We start from the raw sequence: 20,604 nt of genomic DNA, 5'->3' as shown, positions 1-20,604 counted from the left end.
AATAGGGCAGAGTTTTTTCTCGGGTTTTCGAGTTGATGGCGGACAGAGCGGAAAATCCTTTCGGCACCGCGGTAAAATGCCTGTCTATCGCGGGTTTGACAAGATGCAATGCTAAACGCCAGATTGACAGGCATGAAAGGCTTGAATCTTAAGCAGGAAAAGTTCGACCGCGTCATGGCCTTGATCCGGGCTGGCAGCCTGGACGAGGCGCATGGGCTGCTTGACGGATTCCGCCGCCATGAACCCAACGAATTGAATTTCCTCGGTTTGGCGGCATGGCTCGCGGGCTTGCGCGGCGACAATATGCGGTCGCTCGCGCTTTACCGCCGGATCGTCGCGCGCGCCCCGGACAATCGCGAGGCGCGCTTTAACATGCACCGGGCCGAATCCATAGAGGCGGAGAGAGCGGGCGACCCGCGCGCCGCGCTCGACGCCATGCTGGCGGCGCAAGCGATGATGCCCAAGGACGAAACCGCCGCCGCGCAAATCGCGCTGCTCAAACGGCAGCTATGCGATTTTACGCCGTCCGCGATCCCTTCCGGCCTTATGTCTCCGGCGGCGGCGATGGTGCTGCGTCCCAGTCCCGCCGCGCAGCTTGCCAACGCGTCTTCCTGGGCTAAGCGCCTTGAACCGCCGCCGCAGGCGGCACACCCATCACTACTTTTATCCCCCGCGCGCAAACCTGGCAGCCCGCTCCGCCTCGGCTTTCTGTCCAGCGACTTCCACCGGCACGCCACCGCCTATCTGTGCGCCGAATTATTCGAGCTTCTCGACCGCAAGGATTTTTCGGTTCATGCCTATAGCTACGGCGTCGATGACGGATCGGACATCCGGCAACGCATCGCGAGCGCCTGCGACGCCTTCGTCGATCTGAACGGCCTCGGCGCGCATGAAGCCGCGCGGCGCATCCGCGAAGACGGCATCGATATCCTGATCGACCTCAAGGGCTATACGCGCGGCGGCAGGCCGGATATTCCCGCCTATCGTCCCGCGAGTCTGCAAATGCACTGGCTCGGCTTTCCCGGCACGCTGGGCTGCGACTTTATCGACTATTTCATCGCCGACCGGATCGCGCTGCCGCCTTCGCTGGCGGCACATTTTTCCGAAAAAATCCTATATCTTCCTGATAGTTACCAGATCAATGACCGCCGCCGTCCGCTGCCGGAACCGCGCCCGCGCGCCGATTACGGTCTGCCTGAACATACTATCGTATTCGCCAGCTTCAACCAGACTTATAAGCTCGCGCCGGAGCTTCTCACGCTGTGGGCGGATATCCTGCGCGACGTTCCGGACAGCGTCCTATGGCTGCTCGCGGGCAACAAGGAAGCGCCCGGCAACATCCGCGCCTTCATGGCGGCGCAAGGCATCGACGAAACTCGGCTGCTGTTCGCCGAGCCGCTGCCGCTCGCGGAACATTTGGCGCGCTACCACCATGTCGATGTCGCGCTCGATACTTTCCCGGTCGGCGGCCACACCACGACCAGCGATGCCCTTTGGATCGGCGCGCCCGCCGTCAGCCTGCCGGGCGAAAGCTTCGTCAGCCGCGTGGGGGCGAGCCTGCTCGCCGCCGCCGAACTTCCGGATTTGATCGCCAAAGACGCCGCCGATTACCGCAAACTGGTGGTCAGCCTCGCGCAAAATCCGGCGCGGCGCGCGCAAATCCGCAAGCATCTGGCCGAAAACCGGCTGCGATTGCCGCTTTTCGACACGGAAAGCTTTGTCAAAAATTTCTCCGCCGCGCTACTATCCGCCTGGACGCGGCACGAGCGGGGATTGCCGCCGGAGAATATCGGCATAGTGAAAGAATCATCATGAATCTCGATTTCGGAACTTTCGCCGTGGGAATCGCGCTCGGCGCTTTGGTCGCCTGGCTCGCCATGCGCGCGCGCATCATGGTGCTGCAAAACCAATTGATCGCGGACGAGGAGCGGCAAACCCAGGACGATCGGCGCTTCAAGCAAATCGCCTCCGCCGCGCTGCAGGAAAGCCAGGACGCGTTGATGCGCGCGGCCTCGACGCAGTTCGGGCAGGCCCATAACGCCATGCTCCAGAGCAGCACGCAGAATATCGAAACCCTGCTGCGGCCGATGCATCAGCAGGTGACGAATCTTTCGCAGCAAGTGCAGGAGCTCGAAGTCAAGCGCGAGGGCGCGTATCAGCAGCTTTTGCAGAACATCGCCCACAACCAGCAGATCCAGGAACAGCTTCGCAAGGAAACCTCCGATCTCGCGCGGCTGATGAAGCATCCCGCTGAGCGCGGGCGCTGGAGCGACGTGCAGCTGCAAAATATTTTCCGCCTCTCCGGCATGGAGGCGCATGTCGGCGATTTCGAGGCGCAGGCGACGATCCCGCTGGAACAGGGCGGCGTGCTGCGGCCCGATTACGTGCTGCGCCTGCCGGGCGGCAAGCATATCGTCATCGACGTCAAATCGCCGTTCGATCATTACTACCGCGCCGAAACCGCCGAAGACCCCGCGCAGATCGATATCGCGCTGCGCGACCATGCCGGAAGCCTGCGCGAGCATGTGCGGGCGCTCGGCAAAAAAGATTACGGCCGCGCGATGCCGGGATCGCCGGAATTCACCGTGATGTTCATTCCCGCCGAGCATTTAGTCACGGCGGCTTTGCGGGTCGACAAGGACTTAATCCAGCACGCGCTCGAAAGCCGCGTCGTCATCGCCACGCCGACGACCTTGTTCGCGCTGCTTTCCGCGCTCGCCTATGGCTGGCAGCAGGCGAATGTCGCCGAGAACGCGCGCAAGATCGCCGTGCTGGGCAAGGAACTCTATGAAAGCTTCGGGCCGTTCGTCGATCACTGGCAAAAGCTCGGCGGCAGTCTTGGCAAGGCGGTGCAGAGCTATAACGACACCGTCGGCTCGCTGCAGAGCCGGATTCTGGCGAAGGTCAGGACGATGAAAACGCTCGGTGTTTCCGTCAGCGAGGATTTGCCGGACGTCGCCCCCATCGCCGCCGAGCCGCGCGGCATCCATATCCCCGAATTGACGGAACGGGATGCCGGCGAAGCGGCGGAATAGAATAATCGGCGCAACCATAGTATAATCGCCCCATGACCATACTCACCATCCGCATCATTCCCGATCCCGTGCTGCGCCAAATGGCGAAGCCCGTCGCCGCCGTCGACAAAGCCGTCGCCAAGCTGATGGAAGACATGGCGGACACCATGTATCCCGCCGACGGGATGGGCCTCGGCGCGCCGCAGGTCGGCGTGCTGTCGCGCGTCATCGTCTGCGATCCGGGCGGCGGCAAGCGCGAGAACGCGCTCGGCATGGCGAATCCGGAAATCCTCTGGCATTCCGAGGAAACCTATACGCACAAGGAAGGCTGCCTTTCCATTCCGGGCCAGTTCGCCGACATCACCCGCCCGAAAAAAATCCGCCTGCGCTTTCTCGACCGCGACAACAGGCCGCAGCAGATCGAGGCGGAGGATTTATTCGCCATCTGCATCCAGCATGAGATCGACCATCTGAACGGCGTGCTGTTTTTCGACTATCTCTCGCCGCTGAAGCGCGACATGATGATCCGCAAGGTCGAAAAGGCCAAGAAAGCCTTGGACGGCGGCGGGTTCTACGATTAGGAACCGATACATTGACTCTCCGTCTCGCCTTCATGGGCACTCCCGATTTCGCCATTCCGGCGCTGCGCGCGCTGCATGAGGCCGGGCACGCCATCGCCGCCGTCTATAGCCAGCCGCCGAAACCGTCGGGGCGCGGGCATCACATCCATAAATCGCCGGTGCATTTGTATGCGGAGGCGCAGGGGATTCCTGTTCTGACACCAAGGAGTCTGCGCGGCACGCAGGAACAGGATGAGTTTGCCAGGCTAGGGATCGACTGCGCCGTGGTCGCCGCCTACGGCCTGATCCTGCCGCAACCCATGCTCGACGCGCCGCGTTTGGGATGCGTCAACATCCATGCCTCGCTGCTGCCGCGCTGGCGCGGCGCGGCGCCGATCCACCGCGCGATCCTCGCGGGCGATTCCGAAAGCGGGATCACCATCATGAAGATGGACGCGGGACTCGATACCGGCGCGATGCTGTCCCATCGCGCGCTGCCGATCGCGCCCGCGATGACGGCAGGGGCGCTGCATGACGCGCTCGCCATCCTCGGCGCGGCGCTTATCGCCGAGACATTGCCGCTTTACGCGGCGGGAAAAATTACCCCCGAGCCGCAGCCGGAAAGCGGCGTCACCTACGCCGCCAAGCTGAAAAAAGAGGAGGGCGCGGTCGACTGGTCGCAACCCGCCGACGCCATCGAACGGCAAATTCGCGGATTCCAGCCCTGGCCGGGAACCTGGTTCAAGCTCGGCGATGAAAACATCAAGCTTCTCGCCGCCGAGATCATGCCGGACATGCATGCAGCGCCCGGAACCTTGCTCGGCGATGCCGCCGTCGCTTGCGGAAAGGATGCGCTGCGGCTCATCACCGTCCAGCGTCCCGGCAAGGCTCCCGTCTCCGGCGCGGATTTCATCAACGGATTGCGGCTCAAGCCCGGCGCGAAGTTCGACAATGGTTAGATACAAACTCACCATCGAATATGACGGCGGCGCGTTCGCGGGCTGGCAGCGGCAGGAAAACGCCATGACCGTGCAGGGCGCGCTGGAAGCCGCCATCACCGCCTTCAGCGGCGAAACCCCGACGCTGCATGCGGCGGGACGTACCGACGCCGGCGTTCACGCTTGGGGGCAAGTCGCGCATTTTGACCTCGCCCGCGACGATATGAGTGCCGCCACCGTGCGCGACGCGATCAATTTCCATATCCGCCCGCATCGCGCCGTGGTGCTGGACGCGCTGATCGCGAATCTGGATTTTCACGCCCGCTTCAGCGCCATCTCGCGCGCCTATCGCTATCATATCGTCAGCCGCCGCGCGCCGCTGGTTCTTGAGAGCGCCCATGCCTGGCATATCCCCGGCTCGCTCAACGCGGACATGATGCAGAAGGCGGCTGACATGCTCATCGGCAAGCATGATTTCTCCACCTTCCGCGCAGCGGGCTGCCAGGCGGATTCGCCGCTGAAAACGCTTGATGAACTTCGCGTCGAACGCGACGGCGAGAAAATCGTCATCACCGCCCGCGCCCGCTCGTTTCTTTACCGCCAGGTGCGCAATATGGTCGGAACCTTGAGCTCGGTCGGCCTGGGGCGATGGAGCCTGGACGATTTTAACCAAGCTTTCCTGGCTTGCGACCGCGCGCAGGGCGGCCTGACCGCCCCGCCGCACGGGCTTTTTTTTCTCGGGCCTTTATATTAATCAACCGCTATTCGTTGGCTGCAACTATTTCCGGGTGGTAAACTGCGCGGATGAAAACACGATATTATGTCTTGGCTTCCACCGCCCTTTTAGCGGGCGCGGGTGGTGCCGCCTATGAGTTCTTGCCGCAAACATCGAGGCCGGGCGACGTGACGGCCGCCGTGCGGCAGCAATGGGAAAACGCCACGCACAGTCAAACAACTCCGGGGCAGACAGTTCCGGGCCAGACAGCGCCAGCCAATCCCGCGCCGAGCGGCTCCATCGCCATTCCAGCCGCCAGCGGCGGCGGCGCGGACACGGCCGATGCCGCGCCGCCCGCCGACGCCGGTTTGAATGCGGGAGGAAGCGCCGGACAGCCTCAGGCCTTTTCCGATACCGTCGCGGGCGGCGCGCCAATCGCCGGATCATCATCGGCGCAGACCGCAGCCCCATCATGGGCGGAGCTTGTCGCGCCGCAAAGCCCAGTACTCCAAAGTCCAGTGCCGCCGATCACCGCACCGCCCGATCCAAACCCCGGTGTGAATGGCAGCCAGGCTCCGGCGGTCGCCGTCGAATCTTTCAGCCAGGAAAGCGTCAACCACGATTTATACGAAGCCTACGCGCCCCAAAACCGGCGCGGCTTCTCCCAATATACCGATGCGCTTTGGGCGCGGGCGGGATCGCTGGAGAACAAATCCTTGATCCTCGACTGGTTCGACGCGCAGATCAGGGGCGGCAACGCCGATCCTGAAATCCCGTGGCGCTTTTCCATTATCGTCCATAAAGCGGGCGACGAATTTCTCGCTCAAGGCCGCGCGGAGGATGGCGCCGTGCTCAATCTCGACTCCGCCGCCATGTATATGCTGGCGAAACTGATTTATCAGGGCGACGCCAAACGCTGCGCCAGTCCAGTCTCGGACAGCAGTCTGAATTATATGGGCGCGCCTTATCCGCAGATGGATAATTTCGTTATGAGCCAGTCCGAAGAGACGCGGCAGAAGATGATCGGCAGGGTGCTCAAGCTGGAAGCGGCGCGCGGCGCGCGTTTGCCCAATCCCGCCGCGTGCCTGCCCGCCGCTGCCATCGCTTCCTATGGCCAGTCCGCGCCGCCGCCGCCCTATATCCTCGACGAGCAATGGCAGCCGCAGCGCGAAGGGTTGCGCGACGCGCTGAGAACCAAATTTCTCAATTTGAATCTGGGACCCGCGCTTTAACTTTCCAGAGCGCGGCAGAACAGCGCCTCTTTCTCGGTCACGATCCAGTCGAGCGGCGCGTCCATGCCGCCGACCGGAATATCTTCCATTTCCTGCTCCGCGAACGCGACGCCGATGGCCTGAATGGCGGCCTCGCGCCGGAACAGCGCGACGGTGCGGTCATAATAGCCGCCGCCATAGCCCAGGCGATTGCCCCGCCGGTCGAAGGCCAGCAGCGGCACCAGCAGGATGCGCGGCGCGACGATCGGCGCGGAGGCCAGCGGCTCCATCACGTCCAGCACGCCCTTGGTCAAAGCGTCGCCGGGCCGGTAACGCCGAAAGGCCAAAGGATGGCCGCGCCCGAGCACCACCGGCAAAGCGAGATCGAACCCGGCGCCGATCAAAGCATGGTCGACCGCATCGACATCCATCTCGCTGCCGCGCGGGCTATAGGAACTGACCACCGCGCCTTCGGGCCAACCGGAGCGGCTCCGCACCGTATCCAGCAACAGCGATGCCGTCCGCCGTCCCGCGTCGCCCGCTTTATCCTTGATGGTCCGCCGCAGCAATTCCGCCTCGGCGCGCAATTGCCGTTTGCGGGAGCGGAGATCGGACGGCATGGAATGGGAGTCAGAGGACGGAAGAATGCCGGTTTCCTGCTCTTCCTTTTCTGCCATTTGTCCCCTGCGATCATATTTCGTGATTCGTATTTATGCTTCCGAAAGGTGGAAAAGCCGCTTGGCCGGTGGCGTCCTCTCCCTCGCGACCTGCAACAGCAGGTGGGCGCCGTAATGACCAAGACCACGGTCGAGGTCAGGGACAGCTCCCGAAGGTATCGTTATCGGCCCCGGGGATTGTGGTTGCCGGTCGAACCGCGCAGCCTTTCCGAGGTCAAGTTTAGCGCATTTCGCATCCGGGTGCAAAAGGGGGTTTTATTGTAAGGGAAATGTCTTGCGAACCTGTTCAGAATCTTGTCAGGCCGAGGCGAAAATGGGGGTTTTCCAAGCTTTCGAGCGCAGCCTATCGACATAGGTGAGCATCGAAAGCTTGGAAAAGCTCCATTTGCAGCCCGGCATCACAAGATTATGAATAGGTTCTAGGCGCGACCAGCCGCCGAAACCAAGGTCCCGACGCGCTCCTGCATCTGGGCGATGGCGGTCATAAGCTCGTCTTCTTCCTCGAGCCGCATGCCATGTTTCGCGTCGCGCAAATCCAGCAGCTCGTCGGCCATCATCATGCAGGCGAGCATGAAAAGCCTCGGCTCGGTGGTATTGCCGGCATGGGCCGCGACCGCGCGCATTTTTTCCTCGACCAGCGCGGCAAGCTGCGCCACCCGGCGTTCCTGGCCCGGCTCGCAGGCAAGCTGGTAATCGCGTCCATAAAGGGAAATGTTGATTCTCGGCATGGCAGACTCCGTTAGAGCAAATTTCGTTTAGGTTGGCGGACCTTAGAGCGCCGACCTAAACGAAATTTTCTCGTTAAACAAATACTTAGAGCATTTTCTGGCAATAAAAACCCGCCAATCTATTCGGAAAATGCTCTAATCTCTGAGAACGTGCTCGACGCGTTCGATGGCCTGATCGAGGCGTGCGGCGATCTTCTGCGCCAGCGCCAGCGCATTGGCCTCGCGGGCGCGGCTGGTCTTCAGCGCGTCGGTCTGTTGCTGTGCTTGGCGGCGGGAATTATCCTGGCGAACCTCAAGCATCTGCTCGAGATCGGCGATCCGACGGTCGAGCACTGTAAGCGATGTTTGCAGCCGTTGCATGGCGTCCTCTTGAGACTGATTCGCCAGACTAACCGGGAAGAATGCGCGCCGTCAATTGTCCCGTGACTTATCCCCATGCATGACAACCCCCATAGGGCATCAAGTGGACAATTGACGCGGCGGCGCGGGCAGGGCATTTTGGGTTTCCCTGTCGATTTTCCAGCAAGGTATTTTTTATCCATGACCGCCATCCTGAAATCCCCCTCCGTGCCAGATACCGCGCATCGCGATGTCTCCAACGCCATCCGTTTTCTGGCCGCCGACGCGGTGGAAGCCGCCAAATCCGGCCATCCCGGCATGCCGATGGGCATGGCCGACGTGGCCTCCGTGCTGTGGGGGCGTTTCCTGAAATTCAATCCGGCGGACCCGCACTGGCCCGACCGCGACCGCTTCGTATTGTCGGCGGGACACGGCTCGATGCTGCTTTACGCCATCAATTACCTGACCGGCTACGAGGCCATGAGCCTGGACGAGATCAAGCATTTCCGCCAGGGAGGCTCCAAAACCCCCGGCCATCCCGAACACGACCTCGAATGCGGCATCGAAACCACCACCGGGCCGCTGGGCCAGGGTTTCGGCAACGCCGTCGGCATGGCGCTCGCCGAGCGCATCATGGCGGCGCGTTTCGGCGCGGAGCTGGTCGATCATCATACCTATGTGATCGCCTCCGACGGCGATCTGATGGAAGGCATCAGCCACGAGGCCGCCTCGCTCGCCGGCCATCTGAAGCTCAACCGGCTGATCGTCTATTACGACGATAACGAGATTTCCATCGACGGGCCGACCAGCCTTTCTTTCAGCGACGATACGCTGATGCGCTTTACCGCCTATGGCTGGGCGGTTCAGGCCATCGACGGCCACGATCCCGAAGCCATCGCCGAAGCCACGAAAAAAGCCCTGGCGTCCGACCGTCCCAGCCTGATCGCGTGCCGCACCATCATCGGCTATGGCGCGCCCACCAAGGCGGGGACCAAGGATTCGCACGGCTCGGCATTAGGAGCGGCGGAACTGGCGGCAACCCGGGAAAAACTGTCCTGGCCGCATGAAGCCTTCACGATTCCGGATTCCGTCCTGCAAAGCTGGCGCGGTTTCGGCAAGCGCAGCCAGGCCGCCTATGATTCATGGGCCAAACGCCATCAGTCCCACGAAAAACGAGCCGCCTTCGACGCCGCGCTGTCCGGCGACATCCCAGCCGCCGCCACCGCCGCGCTCAAGAAGCTGATCGACAAAATCGCCGCCGAGAAACCCAGCCTCGCCACGCGGCAATGCTCGGGCAATACGCTCGAAGTCCTGCTGCCGGAAGTTCCGGAACTGATCGGCGGCTCCGCCGATCTGACCGGCTCGGTCAATACGCAGGTGAAAAATACCGGCTCCGTCTCGGCGGCCAGCCATTATGCCGGGCGCTACATCCATTATGGCGTGCGCGAGCACGGCATGGCGGCGGCGATGAACGGCATGGCGCTGCATGGCGGCATCATTCCCTATTCCGGCACCTTCCTGCAATTCGCCGATTACTGCCGCCCGTCGATCCGGCTCGCCGCGCTGATGAAACAGCGCGCGGTTTTCGTGATGACCCACGACAGCATCGGCCTCGGCGAAGACGGGCCGACGCATCAGCCGGTCGAGCATCTCGCGGGCTTGCGGGCGGTGCCCGATCTCTATGTCTTCCGCCCGGCGGACGGAATCGAGACGGCGGAATGCTGGGCGGCGGCGCTGGCGCTCAAGCACGCGCCGAGCGTCATGACCCTGACGCGCCAGGCCCTGCCGACCTTGCGCGGTGCGGCGGCGGAGAATCTTTCGGCGCGCGGCGGCTATGTGCTGGCCGAAGCGGACGGCGCGCGGCAGGTCACGCTGCTCGCCACCGGCTCCGAGCTTTATCTCGCCGTCGAGGCGCAGGCCAAACTGAAGACCAAAAATATCCGCGCCGCCGTGGTTTCCCTGCCCTGCTGGGAATTGTTCGAAGAGCAGGACGCGGCTTATCGCGCGCAGGTCCTCGGCCAAGCGCCGCGCATCGGCATCGAGGCCGCCGGCGGTTTCGGCTGGGAGCGCTATCTGGGATCGGAAGGCGTCTTCATCGGCATGAAGGGCTTCGGCGCTTCCGCCCCCGCCCCGGAACTCTACAAGCAATTCGGCATCACGACCGACGCCGTCGTCGCGGCGGCGGAGAAGCTGGCATCATAGGATTACGGTGCTCCCCATCAGAATCTTGTCCGAACCCGACCGGGCGGAGACTGTCGCGCTGATCGTCGGCGCTTTCGGCGAAGACCACCGGACGATGATCGAGGACGATTTCGCGCTGATCGGCTCCAGCGATCCCTACCGACCGACCTTCTTCGGCGCGGTCGACGGGAAGGACTTGATCGGAACCGCCGCCGCCATGGGCATCGGCTTCACCTATCCCGACTGCTCCAGTATCCTGTGGATCGCGGTCAGGAAAGACCGGCGGCGGCAGGGTATTGGCAAGGCCATGATCGATCATGTATTAAACCATATCGCCGATGGAATATTTCACGGCAAACCGGGCACGGTGCTTTTATCCGCCGAGAACCGCCGCCGCGCATTCTATGAGAAATTCGGCTTTAAGGCAGGCATTCCCACTCACGCCGAGCAGGTGATCTTCGGCAGAACGCTCAACGCATAACACCACAGGAGAATAAGACAATGACAGTACGCGTCGCCATCAACGGTTTTGGCCGCATCGGCCGCCTGGTCTTGCGGGCCTTGCTCGAATCCGGGCGCACGGATATCGAAGTCGTCGCCATCAACGATCTGGCCGACACCGTCACCAACGCCCATCTGCTGAAATATGATTCGGTGCATGGCCGCTATGAAGGCGAGGTCAAGGCCGAAGCCGACCATTTGCTGATCGGCGGCAAGAAAATCCTGGCGGTGCAGATCGCCGATCCCGCCAAGCTGCCCTGGAAAGACCTGAATATCGATATCGCGATGGAATGCTCCGGGCGCTTCACCAAGCGCGACGACGCCGGCAAGCATCTGGCGGCGGGCGCGAAGAAAGTCCTCATCTCCGCCCCGGCGGACGGCGAAGACCTCACGGTCGTCTATGGCGTCAATCACGGCGAGCTGAAGGCCGCGCATACCATCGTCTCCAACGCCTCATGCACCACCAACTGCCTCGCGCCGGTGGCGCATGTGCTGCACAATGCCATCGGCATCGAGCACGGCTTCATGACCACGATCCATTCCTATACCGGCGACCAGCGCGTGGTCGACACGATGCATAGCGACCTGCACCGCGCCCGCGCGGCGGCGCTGAACATCATCCCGACCTCGACCGGCGCGGCCAAGGCGGTCGGAAAAGTCCTGCCCGCGCTCAAGGGCAAGCTCGACGGCACCTCGCTGCGCGTGCCGAGCCCCAACGTCTCGGTGGTGGATTTCAAATTCGTCGCTTCGCGCGCGACGACGGTGGAAGAGGTCAACGCGGCGATTACCGCGGCGGCGGCGAGCGGCCCGCTCAAAGGCATCCTCGGCACTTATACCGCGCCGCTGGTCTCGACCGATTTCAACCATGATCCGCGTTCCTCGATCTTCGCGCTGAACGAAACCAAGGTCATGGCCGGAACTTTCGTGCGCGTGATGTCGTGGTACGACAATGAATGGGGCTTCTCGAGCCGCATGGCCGACACCGCCATCGCGATGATGAAGGCGGGATAAGCCGCCTTCTTTCCAGGGAATAATCCCGGCTTCCCGGCATTGAGCCGCGAACAGCGGGCAAAAAAAGGGCGGGGAGTGATCCCCGCCCTTGGTCGTTATGCGATCCGCTTCGTCTTATCTGAACCGGAACCGGAAACTGACATTGGCATTGGTAGCGGCAGTAGCGTTACATGCCGTCGTAACGTCCGTCACCAACTGCGGGAAGCTCGTCCAGTTCGTCGCGGTCGTTGTAGGCTCCGTTCCGGTGGCAGTAGAAGCGCCTACGCCAACACCAGCCAACGCCACATCGCGACCCTGACCGGTATTACGGATGATAAAGTCAGCGCATGCGGCCGAAGGCACCTGGCTGAACACGACCTCGAAGCCATCGCCCTGAGAACCGCCCGGCGCCTGGGAATAGACCGCGACGCGGCCGCTCCAAGGATTGCCTATGTCGTTGACTGTAGTGCCCAAGATCATATCGTTCGGAAATATATTGGCCTGCTTCAGGGCTATGGTCATCGTTGCGGCGTTCGCCAAACCTGTCGTGGCCGAAGTGGCATACAGCGCCCGCACATTCTGCGCGATCGAAAGCAATTGTTCGGTTGCCCTCTTGGCACGCATATTGGTGTAAACCGAAGTCGCCGCGACCCAGATGCCGCCGACCACGAGGCCGACGATGCCAAGCACAATCGCCGCTTCGATAAGGTTGAAGCCTTTCGCCGAACGACGGCGTTGCAACGTCATACGCATATTATCCCCCTTGATGGATTATGGAATTGGTACGCCAGATTATACCGGCAATCGTTAACGCGAAGTAAATTCAATCAACAATAGAACGAGTTTTGAAAGATTTTCCGGTCGCAGGATTTTTCATAAAAATCATGCGAAAAGCGGTCATTTATCCAGCGCGGCCGGATCGACGCCGGCGTCGCGGGCGACGGCGGCATTGATCGAGCCGAAATCGAGCGTCTTGCCGTCGCCGTCCTTGACCGCGCGGGCGCAGGCCTGATCGAGGCACAGGATCGATTTGTCGGGATTGTTCCGGTTGCGCAGAAAGCGATCCGTCAGGCGCACGATGCGCTCGCAGGCCTGCTCGCTGACGGTGATGTCGTAATGCTTCTCGAAATTGCCCTTGAGCTTGAGCAGGATATTGAATGTCGTCTTCACGTCCGGCACGTCGAGCATGATTTTCTGGAAACGGCGGTCGATGGCGGGATCGGTCTTGACGTAATCCTCATATTCCTCGCGCGTGGTCGCGCCGACGACATACAAATCGCCCGCCGTCAGATAGGGCTTCATCAGATCGATGACGCCCGAGCTCGCCGCCTGCTTGAAGCCGATCATCAGCTGGTGGATTTCGTCGATGCAGAAGATGATCGGCGGGCGGTTTTTGACGGCGTTGCGCTCGGCGACGCCCTTGACGATGGGAATCAGCCTGCCTTCGAGATCGGCGCGCGAGGCGCTGCCCGCGCCGATCATCGACATTTCAAGCTCGATGACCTGCGCATCCTGCAGCAGTTTCGGCACCTTGCCGGCATTGATGAGCTGCGTCAGCGCGATGAAGCACGCGGTTTTTCCGACGCCCGCGCCGCCGAGCAGCAGCACGTTCTTGCGCAGGCGCTGCAGCAGCACGAGCACCATCCCGTCCACTTCGTCGTCGCGGCCGGTGACCGGATCGAACTTGCCCGCCTTGTCCTGCGCGGTGATGTCGCGGGTATAGCGGTAAATGAGGCCGCTCAATTCCTCGTCGCTGATTTTAAATTGCGGAGCGGTCATGCGTCACGCCGTTTTCACCAGCTGGCGGAGCACGTAATGCAACACGCCGCCGTGGCGGAAATAATCGACTTCGTTCATGGTATCGATGCGGCACAGCAGCGTCACCGTGTCCTCGCCGCCGCCCGGCCGCCTGATCGTCAGCTTGATGTCCATGCGCGGCTTGAGCGCGCCGGTAAAGCCTATGATATCGAATGTCTCCTCGCCGGTGAGCTTGAGATCGGCGCGAGTCATGCCGCCCGCGAATTCGAGCGGCAGCACGCCCATCCCGACCAGATTCGAGCGGTGAATGCGCTCGAAGCTTTCGGCGATCACCGCGCGCACGCCGAGCAGACGCGTGCCCTTGGCCGCCCAGTCGCGGCTCGAGCCGGTGCCGTATTCCTTGCCCGCAATGATGACGAGCGGCATGTTTTCGGCCTGATAGCGCATGGCGGCGTCGTAAATCGGCATGATTTCGCCCGACGGAATATATCGCGTGTTGCCGCCTTCGGGAACCACGCCATCCTTGGCCAGCATTTCGTTGCGGATGCGGATGTTGGCGAACGTGCCGCGCATCATCACTTCATGATTGCCGCGCCGCGCGCCGTAGGAGTTGAAATCGCCCGGCTCGACATGATGATCGATCAGATATTTTCCCGCCGGCCCCGATTTCTTGATGTCGCCCGCCGGAGAAATATGGTCGGTCGTGATCGAATCGCCGAACAGGGCCAGCAGGCGCGCGCCTTTGATTTCCGTAAGCGGCGCCGGGTCTTTGCCCATATCGTCGAAAATAGGCGGCAGCCGGACATAGGTCGATTCGTCTTCCCATTTATAGGTCTGGCCGATGGCGGTTTTCACCTTTTGCCATTGTTCCGGCCCGGTGAAGACATCGGCGTAGCGGCTGCGGAACATCGCCGGAGTCAGCGCGATGCCGACCATATCGGCGATCTCGCGGCTGGTCGGCCAGATATCGCGCAGATAGACCGGCTTGCCGTCCTTGCCAGTGCCGAGCGATTCCGTAGAGAGATCGATGGTCATGTTTCCGGCGATGGCATAGGCGACCACCAGCGGCGGCGAAGCCAGATAGTTGGCCTTGCAATGCGGATTGATGCGGCCCTCGAAATTGCGGTTGCCGGATAAAACGGCGGCGGCGACCAGATCGCCTTTTTCGACGGCGGCGGCGATAGGCGCGGATAGCGGCCCCGAATTGCCGATGCAGGTGGTGCAGCCATAGCCGACCAGGCTGAACCCGACGGCGTCCAGATCCTTGTCGAGGCCCGCCTTGGCGAGATAATCGGTGACCACCTGGCTGCCGGGCGCGAGCGAAGTCTTGACCCAGGGCTTGGAGGTTAATCCCTTCTCGCGCGCCTTGCGCGCCACGAGTCCAGCGGCAACCATCACGCTCGGGTTCGACGTGTTGGTGCATGAGGTGATGGCGGCAATGACCACGTCGCCATGCTTAAGCTCGTAATTCGCGCCTTCGACCGCGACCTTGGCGTCGGGAGCGGTCACTTTGAAGCTCGGCAGTTCCTTGATGAATTCCGCCGCCGCCTTGGCCAGCGGCACGCGATCCTGCGGACGGCGCGGCCCGGCGAGCGAGGGCTGCACCTGGCCGAGATCAAGCTCAAGCGTGCTGGTGAAGACCGGCTCCGGCGTGGTCGCGTCGCGCCACATGCCCTGCGCTTTGGCATAGGCCTCGACCAGCGCGATCCTGTCTTCATCGCGGCCGGTGAAGCGCAGATAATTGATGGTTTCGGCGTCGATGGGAAAGATGCCGCAGGTCGCGCCGTATTCCGGCGCCATATTGGCGATGGTCGCCCGGTCGGCGAGCGTCATGCCGTCGAGGCCGGAGCCGAAAAATTCGACGAATTTATTGACCACGCCGTGCTTGCGCAGCATCTGCGTGACGGTCAGCACCAGATCGGTCGCGGTCGCGCCTTCGGGCAGCCGCCCGGTGAGCTTGAAGCCGACGACTTCGGGGATCAGCATCGTGACCGGCTGGCCGAGCATCGCCGCTTCGGCTTCGATGCCGCCGACGCCCCAGCCGAGAACCGCAAGGCCGTTGACCATCGTCGTATGGCTGTCGGTGCCGACCAGCGTGTCGGGATAGGCGACGGTTTTGCCGGTCTGGTCGGTATCCGTCCAGACAACCTGCGCGAGATATTCAAGATTGACCTGATGGCAGATTCCGGTGCCGGGCGGCACGACGCGGAAATTATCGAACGCCTTCTGCCCCCAGCGCAGGAATGCGTAGCGCTCGCCGTTGCGCTCGAACTCGCGCTCGACATTCAGCGTCGCGGAATCGGGCGAGCCGAAATTATCCACCATCACCGAATGATCGATCACCAGATCGACATTGCAAAGCGGGTTGACCCGCGCCGGATCGCCGCCCATCCGGATCGCCTTTTCGCGCATGGCGGCGAGATCGACCACGGCGGGAACGCCGGTGAAATCCTGCATCAGCACGCGGGCCGGGCGGTAATCGACCTCGGTATCGCTGGTTTTCGTGTCGAGCCAGGTTTTCAGCGCGCGGATATCGTCCGCCTTGACCGACCTGCCGTCTTCGAAGCGCAGCAGGTTTTCGAGCAGGACTTTCAGCGAAAAAGGCAGCCGCCCGATATCGCCGATTTTCTCCGCCGCCGCCGCGAGGCTGAAATAATCGTAGCTTTTTCCCCCCGCCTGCAGACTGCGGCGGGTTTCCAGGCTATCGTGGCCGGTGGCAATGGACATGGCGGATGATTCCTTGAGGCCGGAAGGGCGGGAGGATCAACGGAGCGATTATCATGACGATTAATGAGTTTTCCTTGCCAAGACGTTAACTCTCCGCCAGATGAACGGTTATGTTTCGCAGCTTGCTCATAATTTTTCTGTCCGTGACCGCCTGGCCATGCTCCGCCCATGCCGCGTTCACATTCTGCAACCGCACGTCGCAGACGATCCAAACCGCGTTCGCTTATCGCCATAAGGGGCACTGGCAGAGCGAAGGCTGGTGGATCATTCAGTCCCAGCAATGCATGAAAATACGCGCCGAGCCCCTAACCCATAGATTTTATTACTATTACGCCCGCAGCACCGACCACCCGCTTCGCATCTGGAGCGGAAAATACCCCTTTTGCACCGATACGAGTTCTTTTGCCATCGAGGGGGACGGCCGCTGCACTGAACGGGGCCATGCCAGCCGGAATTTCGCGCAAATCGATATCGGCGAACGCCGCCAGTTCACGCTCGATTTTAATGAATAGAGGGTGTGCTTTTTAATGAATAAGGGTCTGCTTTAATAAAAATTTGACGCTTCATGGTTAACAGTGAACTATGCAAAACACGCACGCTGTGGTGAATCCTTGCCACTCGACTGATTAATATGGCCTTTTCCCCTTTAGGCGCGGAGCTTTCTGATCGTGCCCAACGATGTCAAATCCAATCTTACCCCTTCCGTATCGGGGGATTCCGTCGCGGCCGTTCTGGCGTCCTGGAGCGATCAGGACGAAATATTGCGCCAATCCTGGCTTGTCGGCGAATCGCCGTCCCATATCGCGGAAAAGCTTGGGCGCTCGGTGGCGGCGATTATGACGCGCGCGGCCCGGCTGGGCCTGCCGCGGCGATTCGCGCCCGGCCGCAAGCCGACGGGAAGACGCAGCTTCCTGCCTCCGTCGCCGCCACCGCTCAAACAGGCATTGCCTCGCCCGCCCGCCGCGCCGAAAGATTCCGCTCCCGACCCGTCGCGAACCACGGTCGAGCGGATTTGCCTGATGTGCATGACCAAGTTTCCATCCCTGGGCGTCCACAACCGGATTTGCGCGAACTGCAAGGACTCCAACGATTATCTCGCCGGATCGCGACTGCCCGATCTCGATTTCCCCATCTAGTTCCATCTAGTTAAGGTGCCGCCGCCATGACCATGAAAGACGCCGTCCATACCATCCTGAGCCGCAATAATTTCTATCGCGACGGCTATCGCCTGATGCTCAGGATCAGCCTCATCCAGATGATCTCGATTTTCATTCTTGTCGCGGGCGTGGTCACGATGGCCCTGACTTCCAAGGTCGAGCACGTATTTTTCGCCACGACCGCCGACGGGCGCATCATCAATATCGTCCCGCTCAACGAGCCCTTCATCACCGACGGCAGCCTCATCGCCTGGATGGCGGATACCTCGAAGCGCGTTTTAAGCCTGAGCTATCACGACTACCGGCAGCGGCTGCAGGACGTCGCTTTCAACTTCACGCCCAAAGGATGGGAAACTTTCTCCAAGGCGCTTAAGGACGCCCGGATTCTGGAATTGATCGAAGAGCGCAAGATGGTGTCGGAGCTTACCATCGACGCGGCGCCCGAAATCCTCAAGAAAGGCGATCTCAACGGGGTCTATACCTGGATGCTGCAAATGCCCGTGACCTTGAGCTTCAAGGGGCAGCAAGCGCCGCAGTCGATCAAGGGCGTCCTGCGCGTGACGATCAGCCGCGTTTCGACGCTTCAGCATCCGAAGGGTGTCGGGTTCGAGCAATTCCTGATCGATACCAGCAATGTCGTGCAGTAATTATGGCTTTCCTGAAACCCAAACCCAAGCCGAAGGTCGGCGCCGAAGCTAAGGCCAAAGTCGCGGCCAAGACATCGGATTCGAATTCGGCGAACGCGGCGAACGCCGCCATTCAGGCCGCGGCGGCGCCCGGAGGCGCGACCGCGTCGGCAAAGCCCGTCAAAAAGAAAATCAATCTATTCCCTTTTCTTACCGATGATCCTCCCGGCGAGAAACCCCTTCCCAATCCGGAACAAGAAGACAAGCGCCATCGCGGACTTGTCATGCGAATCAGGGTTCAGGGCTATATCGTCATCATTCTTTCGGTGGGATTTCTTGTCGCCGCGCCGCTTTTGCAGCCGACGCAAATCTATTACGTCCGGCGCATCGGCGAGCCCATCGGCAACGAGAAACTGCTCGATCCGCTGCCCCTGCCCAACCTGACCACGGCGGCGATTCTTTCCTGGTCGACGACCACCGTCACCGAGCTCATGACGTATAATTTCGCCAATTATAATCAGCGAATCTCGATGTTCGCCGACCGCTTCCTGCCGGAAAGCTGGGGTTTATATGTCGCCGCGCTGGCTCAAGCGGATACGATCAACAAATTCAAGGAGAGGCAGCTCGTGCTGACCGCCGCGCCCGCGGAACCCCCGGTCATGGCGTCGGAAGGCATCAATGAAGAGACCCAGGAATATGAATGGAAGGTTCAGGTGCCGGTGATTTTGCGGTACTCGACCAATAACAACAAAGGCGTCAATTCACGGACCATTGTCATGTTGACCCTGGTGCGCGTTTCCACGCTGGACAACCCCTACGGCATCGCCATCAAAACCTGGACGGCGCGGTAACCGGCAGCCGGTTACTTTTTTCTGATCAGCTTCAAGAGGCCGTTGGTCGAGCCGTCGCGCGGCCTGGGCGGCGCGTCGCTGCGCAAATCTTCGAGCAGGCTGCCCGCCATTTGCTTGCCGAGTTCGACGCCCCACTGATCGAAAGCGTTGATGTTCCAGACCACGCTCTGGACGAAAACCTTATGCTCGTAAAGCGCGGTCAGCAGGCCGAGATGAAAAGCGTCCAGCCGGTCGAGCAGCAGCGTCGTGCTGGGCCGGTTGCCGGGCGCGACGCGATGCGGCACCAGCGCGGGGTCGGGGGTCGCCGAGGCGAGTTCCTGGGCGCTTCTTCCGCGCAACAGCGCCTCGCCTTGCGCCAGAAGATGCGCGTGCATGACGTCCTGCTGCTCGGGGAAATCGAATTCGTTATTCCGGACGCCGATGAAGTCCGCGGGAATGACATCGGTTCCCTGATGCAGCATCTGATAAAAACTGTGCTGGCCGACCGTGCCGCTCGATCCGAAAATCACCGGGCTGGTGGCGTAGTCCAGTGCGCCGCCGTCCCGATCCACCGACTTGCCGTTGCTCTCCATTTCAAGCTGCTGCAAGAAACCGGGGAAATGCCGCAGCCGCTCGGCGTAAGGCAAGACCGCCAGCGCGGCGCAACCGAGGAAATTACGGTTCCAGACGCCGACAAGCCCCATAAGAACGGGAAGATTTTTCTCGAGCGGCGCCTCGGCGAAGTGGCGATCCATGGCCGCCGCTCCCGCGCGCAGCGCGTCGAACCGGTCCATGCCGAGCGCAAGGGCAATCGACATGCCGACGGCGGACCACAGGCTATAGCGCCCACCGACCCAGTCCCAGAAGCCGAACACATTCTCATCCGGCAGGCCAAAGCCCGCCGTAGCCTTGAGATTGGTGGAAACCGCCAGCATGTGCTTGCCGACCGCCGCCTCGCCTAGCTTCTCCCCAAATTTCTCAATGATCCAGCGCCGCGCCGTGACCGCGTTCAGCATCGTTTCCTGCGTGGTGAAGGTCTTCGACACCACGACGAATAAAGTCGTTTCCGGATCGCAGGCGGCGAAGACGCGCTGCAATTCGTCGGCGTCGGCGTTGGCGGCGAAATGCGCGCGCGGCAAAGCCTTGTAATCCTGCAGCGCCGCGACGACCATGCGCGGCCCGAGATCGGAGCCGCCGATGCCGATATTGACGATGTCGGTGATGGTTTTTCCGGTAGCGCCCTTCCAGGCCCCGCCGCGCACGGCCTCGACGGTCTTCGCCATGCGCTCGTGAACCGCGCGCACGTCCTGCATCGCGTCATGGCCGCCGAGCATCAAGGGCTGGGCGAAATCGCGGCGCAAGGCGGTGTGCAGGACGGCGCGGCCTTCGGTATGATTGATCGTCTCGCCCGCCAGCATCCGGGCGCGCCAGCCGGTCAGGCCCTGCTGCGCGGCGAGGCCGCATAGCGCCTTGACCGCGTCCTCGTCCACCCACTGTTTGGAATAATCCATCAGCAGGCCGCCGATGCCGGTCTGCAAACGGGCGAAGCGCGCGCCATCCTGCGTGAACAGCTCCTTCAGCGGCGTCGCGCCAAGCCGCTCTTTTTCCGTCTGCAATTTTCTCCAGGCCGGCGATTGGGTGAGCTTGGTCAT

The 20,604-nt window shown here is 61.7% G+C and carries 20 protein-coding genes and 1 other RNA gene; 13 read left to right on the top strand and 8 right to left on the bottom strand.

Annotation, left to right across the window (positions count from 1 at the left end):
- Positions 1-132 precede the first annotated feature (132 nt).
- The 6 genes from WDO70_01845 to WDO70_01820 all read left to right on the top strand — a co-directional run bounded on the left by WDO70_01845 (position 133) and on the right by WDO70_01820 (position 6,459).
- Positions 133-1,815, top strand: a complete 1,683-nt coding sequence (locus WDO70_01845) for a UDP-N-acetylglucosamine-peptide N-acetylglucosaminyltransferase (GenBank protein MEJ0061964.1) — start codon at positions 133-135, stop codon at positions 1,813-1,815.
- A complete protein-coding gene (gene rmuC, locus WDO70_01840) occupies positions 1,812-3,035 on the top strand; it encodes a DNA recombination protein RmuC (GenBank protein MEJ0061963.1) in 1,224 nt (407 codons plus the stop codon). The genes WDO70_01845 and rmuC overlap by 4 nt, the downstream gene beginning before the upstream one ends.
- A 32-nt stretch (positions 3,036-3,067) precedes the next feature.
- Positions 3,068-3,595, top strand: coding sequence for a peptide deformylase (gene def / locus WDO70_01835; protein ID MEJ0061962.1), 528 nt, complete (start codon positions 3,068-3,070; stop codon positions 3,593-3,595).
- Positions 3,596-3,627: 32 nt separating this feature from the next.
- The gene (gene fmt / locus WDO70_01830; protein ID MEJ0061961.1) at positions 3,628-4,533 is read left to right on the top strand and encodes a methionyl-tRNA formyltransferase; all 906 of its coding nucleotides are present in this window, start codon (positions 3,628-3,630) and stop codon (positions 4,531-4,533) included.
- Positions 4,526-5,266, top strand: a complete 741-nt coding sequence (gene truA, locus WDO70_01825; GenBank protein ID MEJ0061960.1) for a tRNA pseudouridine(38-40) synthase TruA — start codon at positions 4,526-4,528, stop codon at positions 5,264-5,266. Before fmt ends, truA begins: the two co-directional genes overlap by 8 nt.
- A 71-nt stretch (positions 5,267-5,337) precedes the next feature.
- Complete coding sequence (locus WDO70_01820; GenBank protein MEJ0061959.1) at positions 5,338-6,459, top strand: hypothetical protein; 1,122 nt, start codon at positions 5,338-5,340, stop codon at positions 6,457-6,459.
- Here WDO70_01820 and WDO70_01815 read toward each other — a convergent pair.
- From WDO70_01815 to WDO70_01800, 4 genes are all read right to left on the bottom strand, one after another.
- The gene (locus WDO70_01815; GenBank protein ID MEJ0061958.1) at positions 6,456-7,115 is read right to left on the bottom strand and encodes a 5-formyltetrahydrofolate cyclo-ligase; all 660 of its coding nucleotides are present in this window, start codon (positions 7,113-7,115) and stop codon (positions 6,456-6,458) included. The genes WDO70_01820 and WDO70_01815 overlap by 4 nt on opposite strands.
- Before the next feature lie 50 nt (positions 7,116-7,165).
- Positions 7,166-7,324, bottom strand: a non-coding RNA gene (gene ssrS, locus WDO70_01810) — 6S RNA.
- Between the two features lie 210 nt (positions 7,325-7,534).
- Positions 7,535-7,843 (bottom strand): cell division protein ZapA, encoded by a 309-nt coding sequence (locus WDO70_01805; protein ID MEJ0061957.1) that lies wholly within the window; start codon positions 7,841-7,843, stop codon positions 7,535-7,537.
- Between the two features lie 135 nt (positions 7,844-7,978).
- On the bottom strand, positions 7,979-8,203 hold the full coding sequence (locus WDO70_01800) for a hypothetical protein (GenBank protein MEJ0061956.1): 225 nt from the start codon (positions 8,201-8,203) through the stop codon (positions 7,979-7,981).
- 180 nt (positions 8,204-8,383) lie between these two features.
- Here WDO70_01800 and tkt point away from each other — a divergent pair, with 180 nt between their 5' ends.
- The 3 genes from tkt to gap are packed head-to-tail and all read left to right on the top strand — an operon-like array spanning position 8,384 to position 11,875.
- Positions 8,384-10,384: a transketolase gene (gene tkt / locus WDO70_01795; GenBank protein MEJ0061955.1), complete on the top strand. Its 2,001-nt coding sequence runs from the start codon at positions 8,384-8,386 to the stop codon at positions 10,382-10,384.
- 7 nt (positions 10,385-10,391) lie between these two features.
- Positions 10,392-10,844, top strand: a complete 453-nt coding sequence (locus tag WDO70_01790) for a GNAT family N-acetyltransferase (GenBank protein MEJ0061954.1) — start codon at positions 10,392-10,394, stop codon at positions 10,842-10,844.
- A gap of 20 nt (positions 10,845-10,864) precedes the next feature.
- Positions 10,865-11,875 carry a type I glyceraldehyde-3-phosphate dehydrogenase gene (gap, locus tag WDO70_01785; GenBank protein ID MEJ0061953.1) on the top strand — a complete coding sequence of 337 codons (1,011 nt, stop codon included), beginning with the start codon at positions 10,865-10,867 and terminating at the stop codon, positions 11,873-11,875.
- Between the two features lie 114 nt (positions 11,876-11,989).
- Here gap and WDO70_01780 read toward each other — a convergent pair whose 3' ends face one another.
- The 3 genes from WDO70_01780 to acnA form a co-directional block, all read right to left on the bottom strand.
- Positions 11,990-12,601, bottom strand: coding sequence for a type 4 pilus major pilin (locus WDO70_01780; GenBank protein ID MEJ0061952.1), 612 nt, complete (start codon positions 12,599-12,601; stop codon positions 11,990-11,992).
- A gap of 150 nt (positions 12,602-12,751) precedes the next feature.
- Positions 12,752-13,633 carry an AAA family ATPase gene (locus WDO70_01775; GenBank protein ID MEJ0061951.1) on the bottom strand — a complete coding sequence of 294 codons (882 nt, stop codon included), beginning with the start codon at positions 13,631-13,633 and terminating at the stop codon, positions 12,752-12,754.
- A 3-nt stretch (positions 13,634-13,636) separates the two neighbouring features.
- Entirely contained in the window at positions 13,637-16,339 is a 2,703-nt protein-coding gene (acnA, locus tag WDO70_01770; protein MEJ0061950.1) for an aconitate hydratase AcnA, read from the bottom strand.
- 143 nt (positions 16,340-16,482) lie between these two features.
- On the opposite strand from acnA, the gene WDO70_01765 reads away from it, so the two are divergent.
- The 4 genes from WDO70_01765 to WDO70_01750 all read left to right on the top strand — a co-directional run bounded on the left by WDO70_01765 (position 16,483) and on the right by WDO70_01750 (position 18,973).
- Positions 16,483-16,851 (top strand): DUF1036 domain-containing protein, encoded by a 369-nt coding sequence (locus tag WDO70_01765; protein MEJ0061949.1) that lies wholly within the window; start codon positions 16,483-16,485, stop codon positions 16,849-16,851.
- 156 nt (positions 16,852-17,007) lie between these two features.
- Positions 17,008-17,475, top strand: coding sequence for a hypothetical protein (locus WDO70_01760; protein MEJ0061948.1), 468 nt, complete (start codon positions 17,008-17,010; stop codon positions 17,473-17,475).
- A gap of 26 nt (positions 17,476-17,501) precedes the next feature.
- On the top strand, positions 17,502-18,143 hold the full coding sequence (locus tag WDO70_01755; GenBank protein MEJ0061947.1) for a DotI/IcmL/TraM family protein: 642 nt from the start codon (positions 17,502-17,504) through the stop codon (positions 18,141-18,143).
- Positions 18,144-18,145: 2 nt separating this feature from the next.
- Positions 18,146-18,973, top strand: a complete 828-nt coding sequence (locus WDO70_01750; protein ID MEJ0061946.1) for a DotI/IcmL family type IV secretion protein — start codon at positions 18,146-18,148, stop codon at positions 18,971-18,973.
- 11 nt (positions 18,974-18,984) lie between these two features.
- Here WDO70_01750 and pgi read toward each other — a convergent pair whose 3' ends face one another.
- Positions 18,985-20,604 carry a glucose-6-phosphate isomerase gene (gene pgi / locus WDO70_01745; GenBank protein ID MEJ0061945.1) on the bottom strand — a complete coding sequence of 540 codons (1,620 nt, stop codon included), beginning with the start codon at positions 20,602-20,604 and terminating at the stop codon, positions 18,985-18,987.

This window comes from Alphaproteobacteria bacterium, assembly GCA_037200005.1.
Lineage (GTDB): Bacteria > Pseudomonadota > Alphaproteobacteria > UBA9219 > RFNS01 > JBBCGY01.
This window is presented reverse-complemented; position numbering and strand designations above follow the sequence as displayed.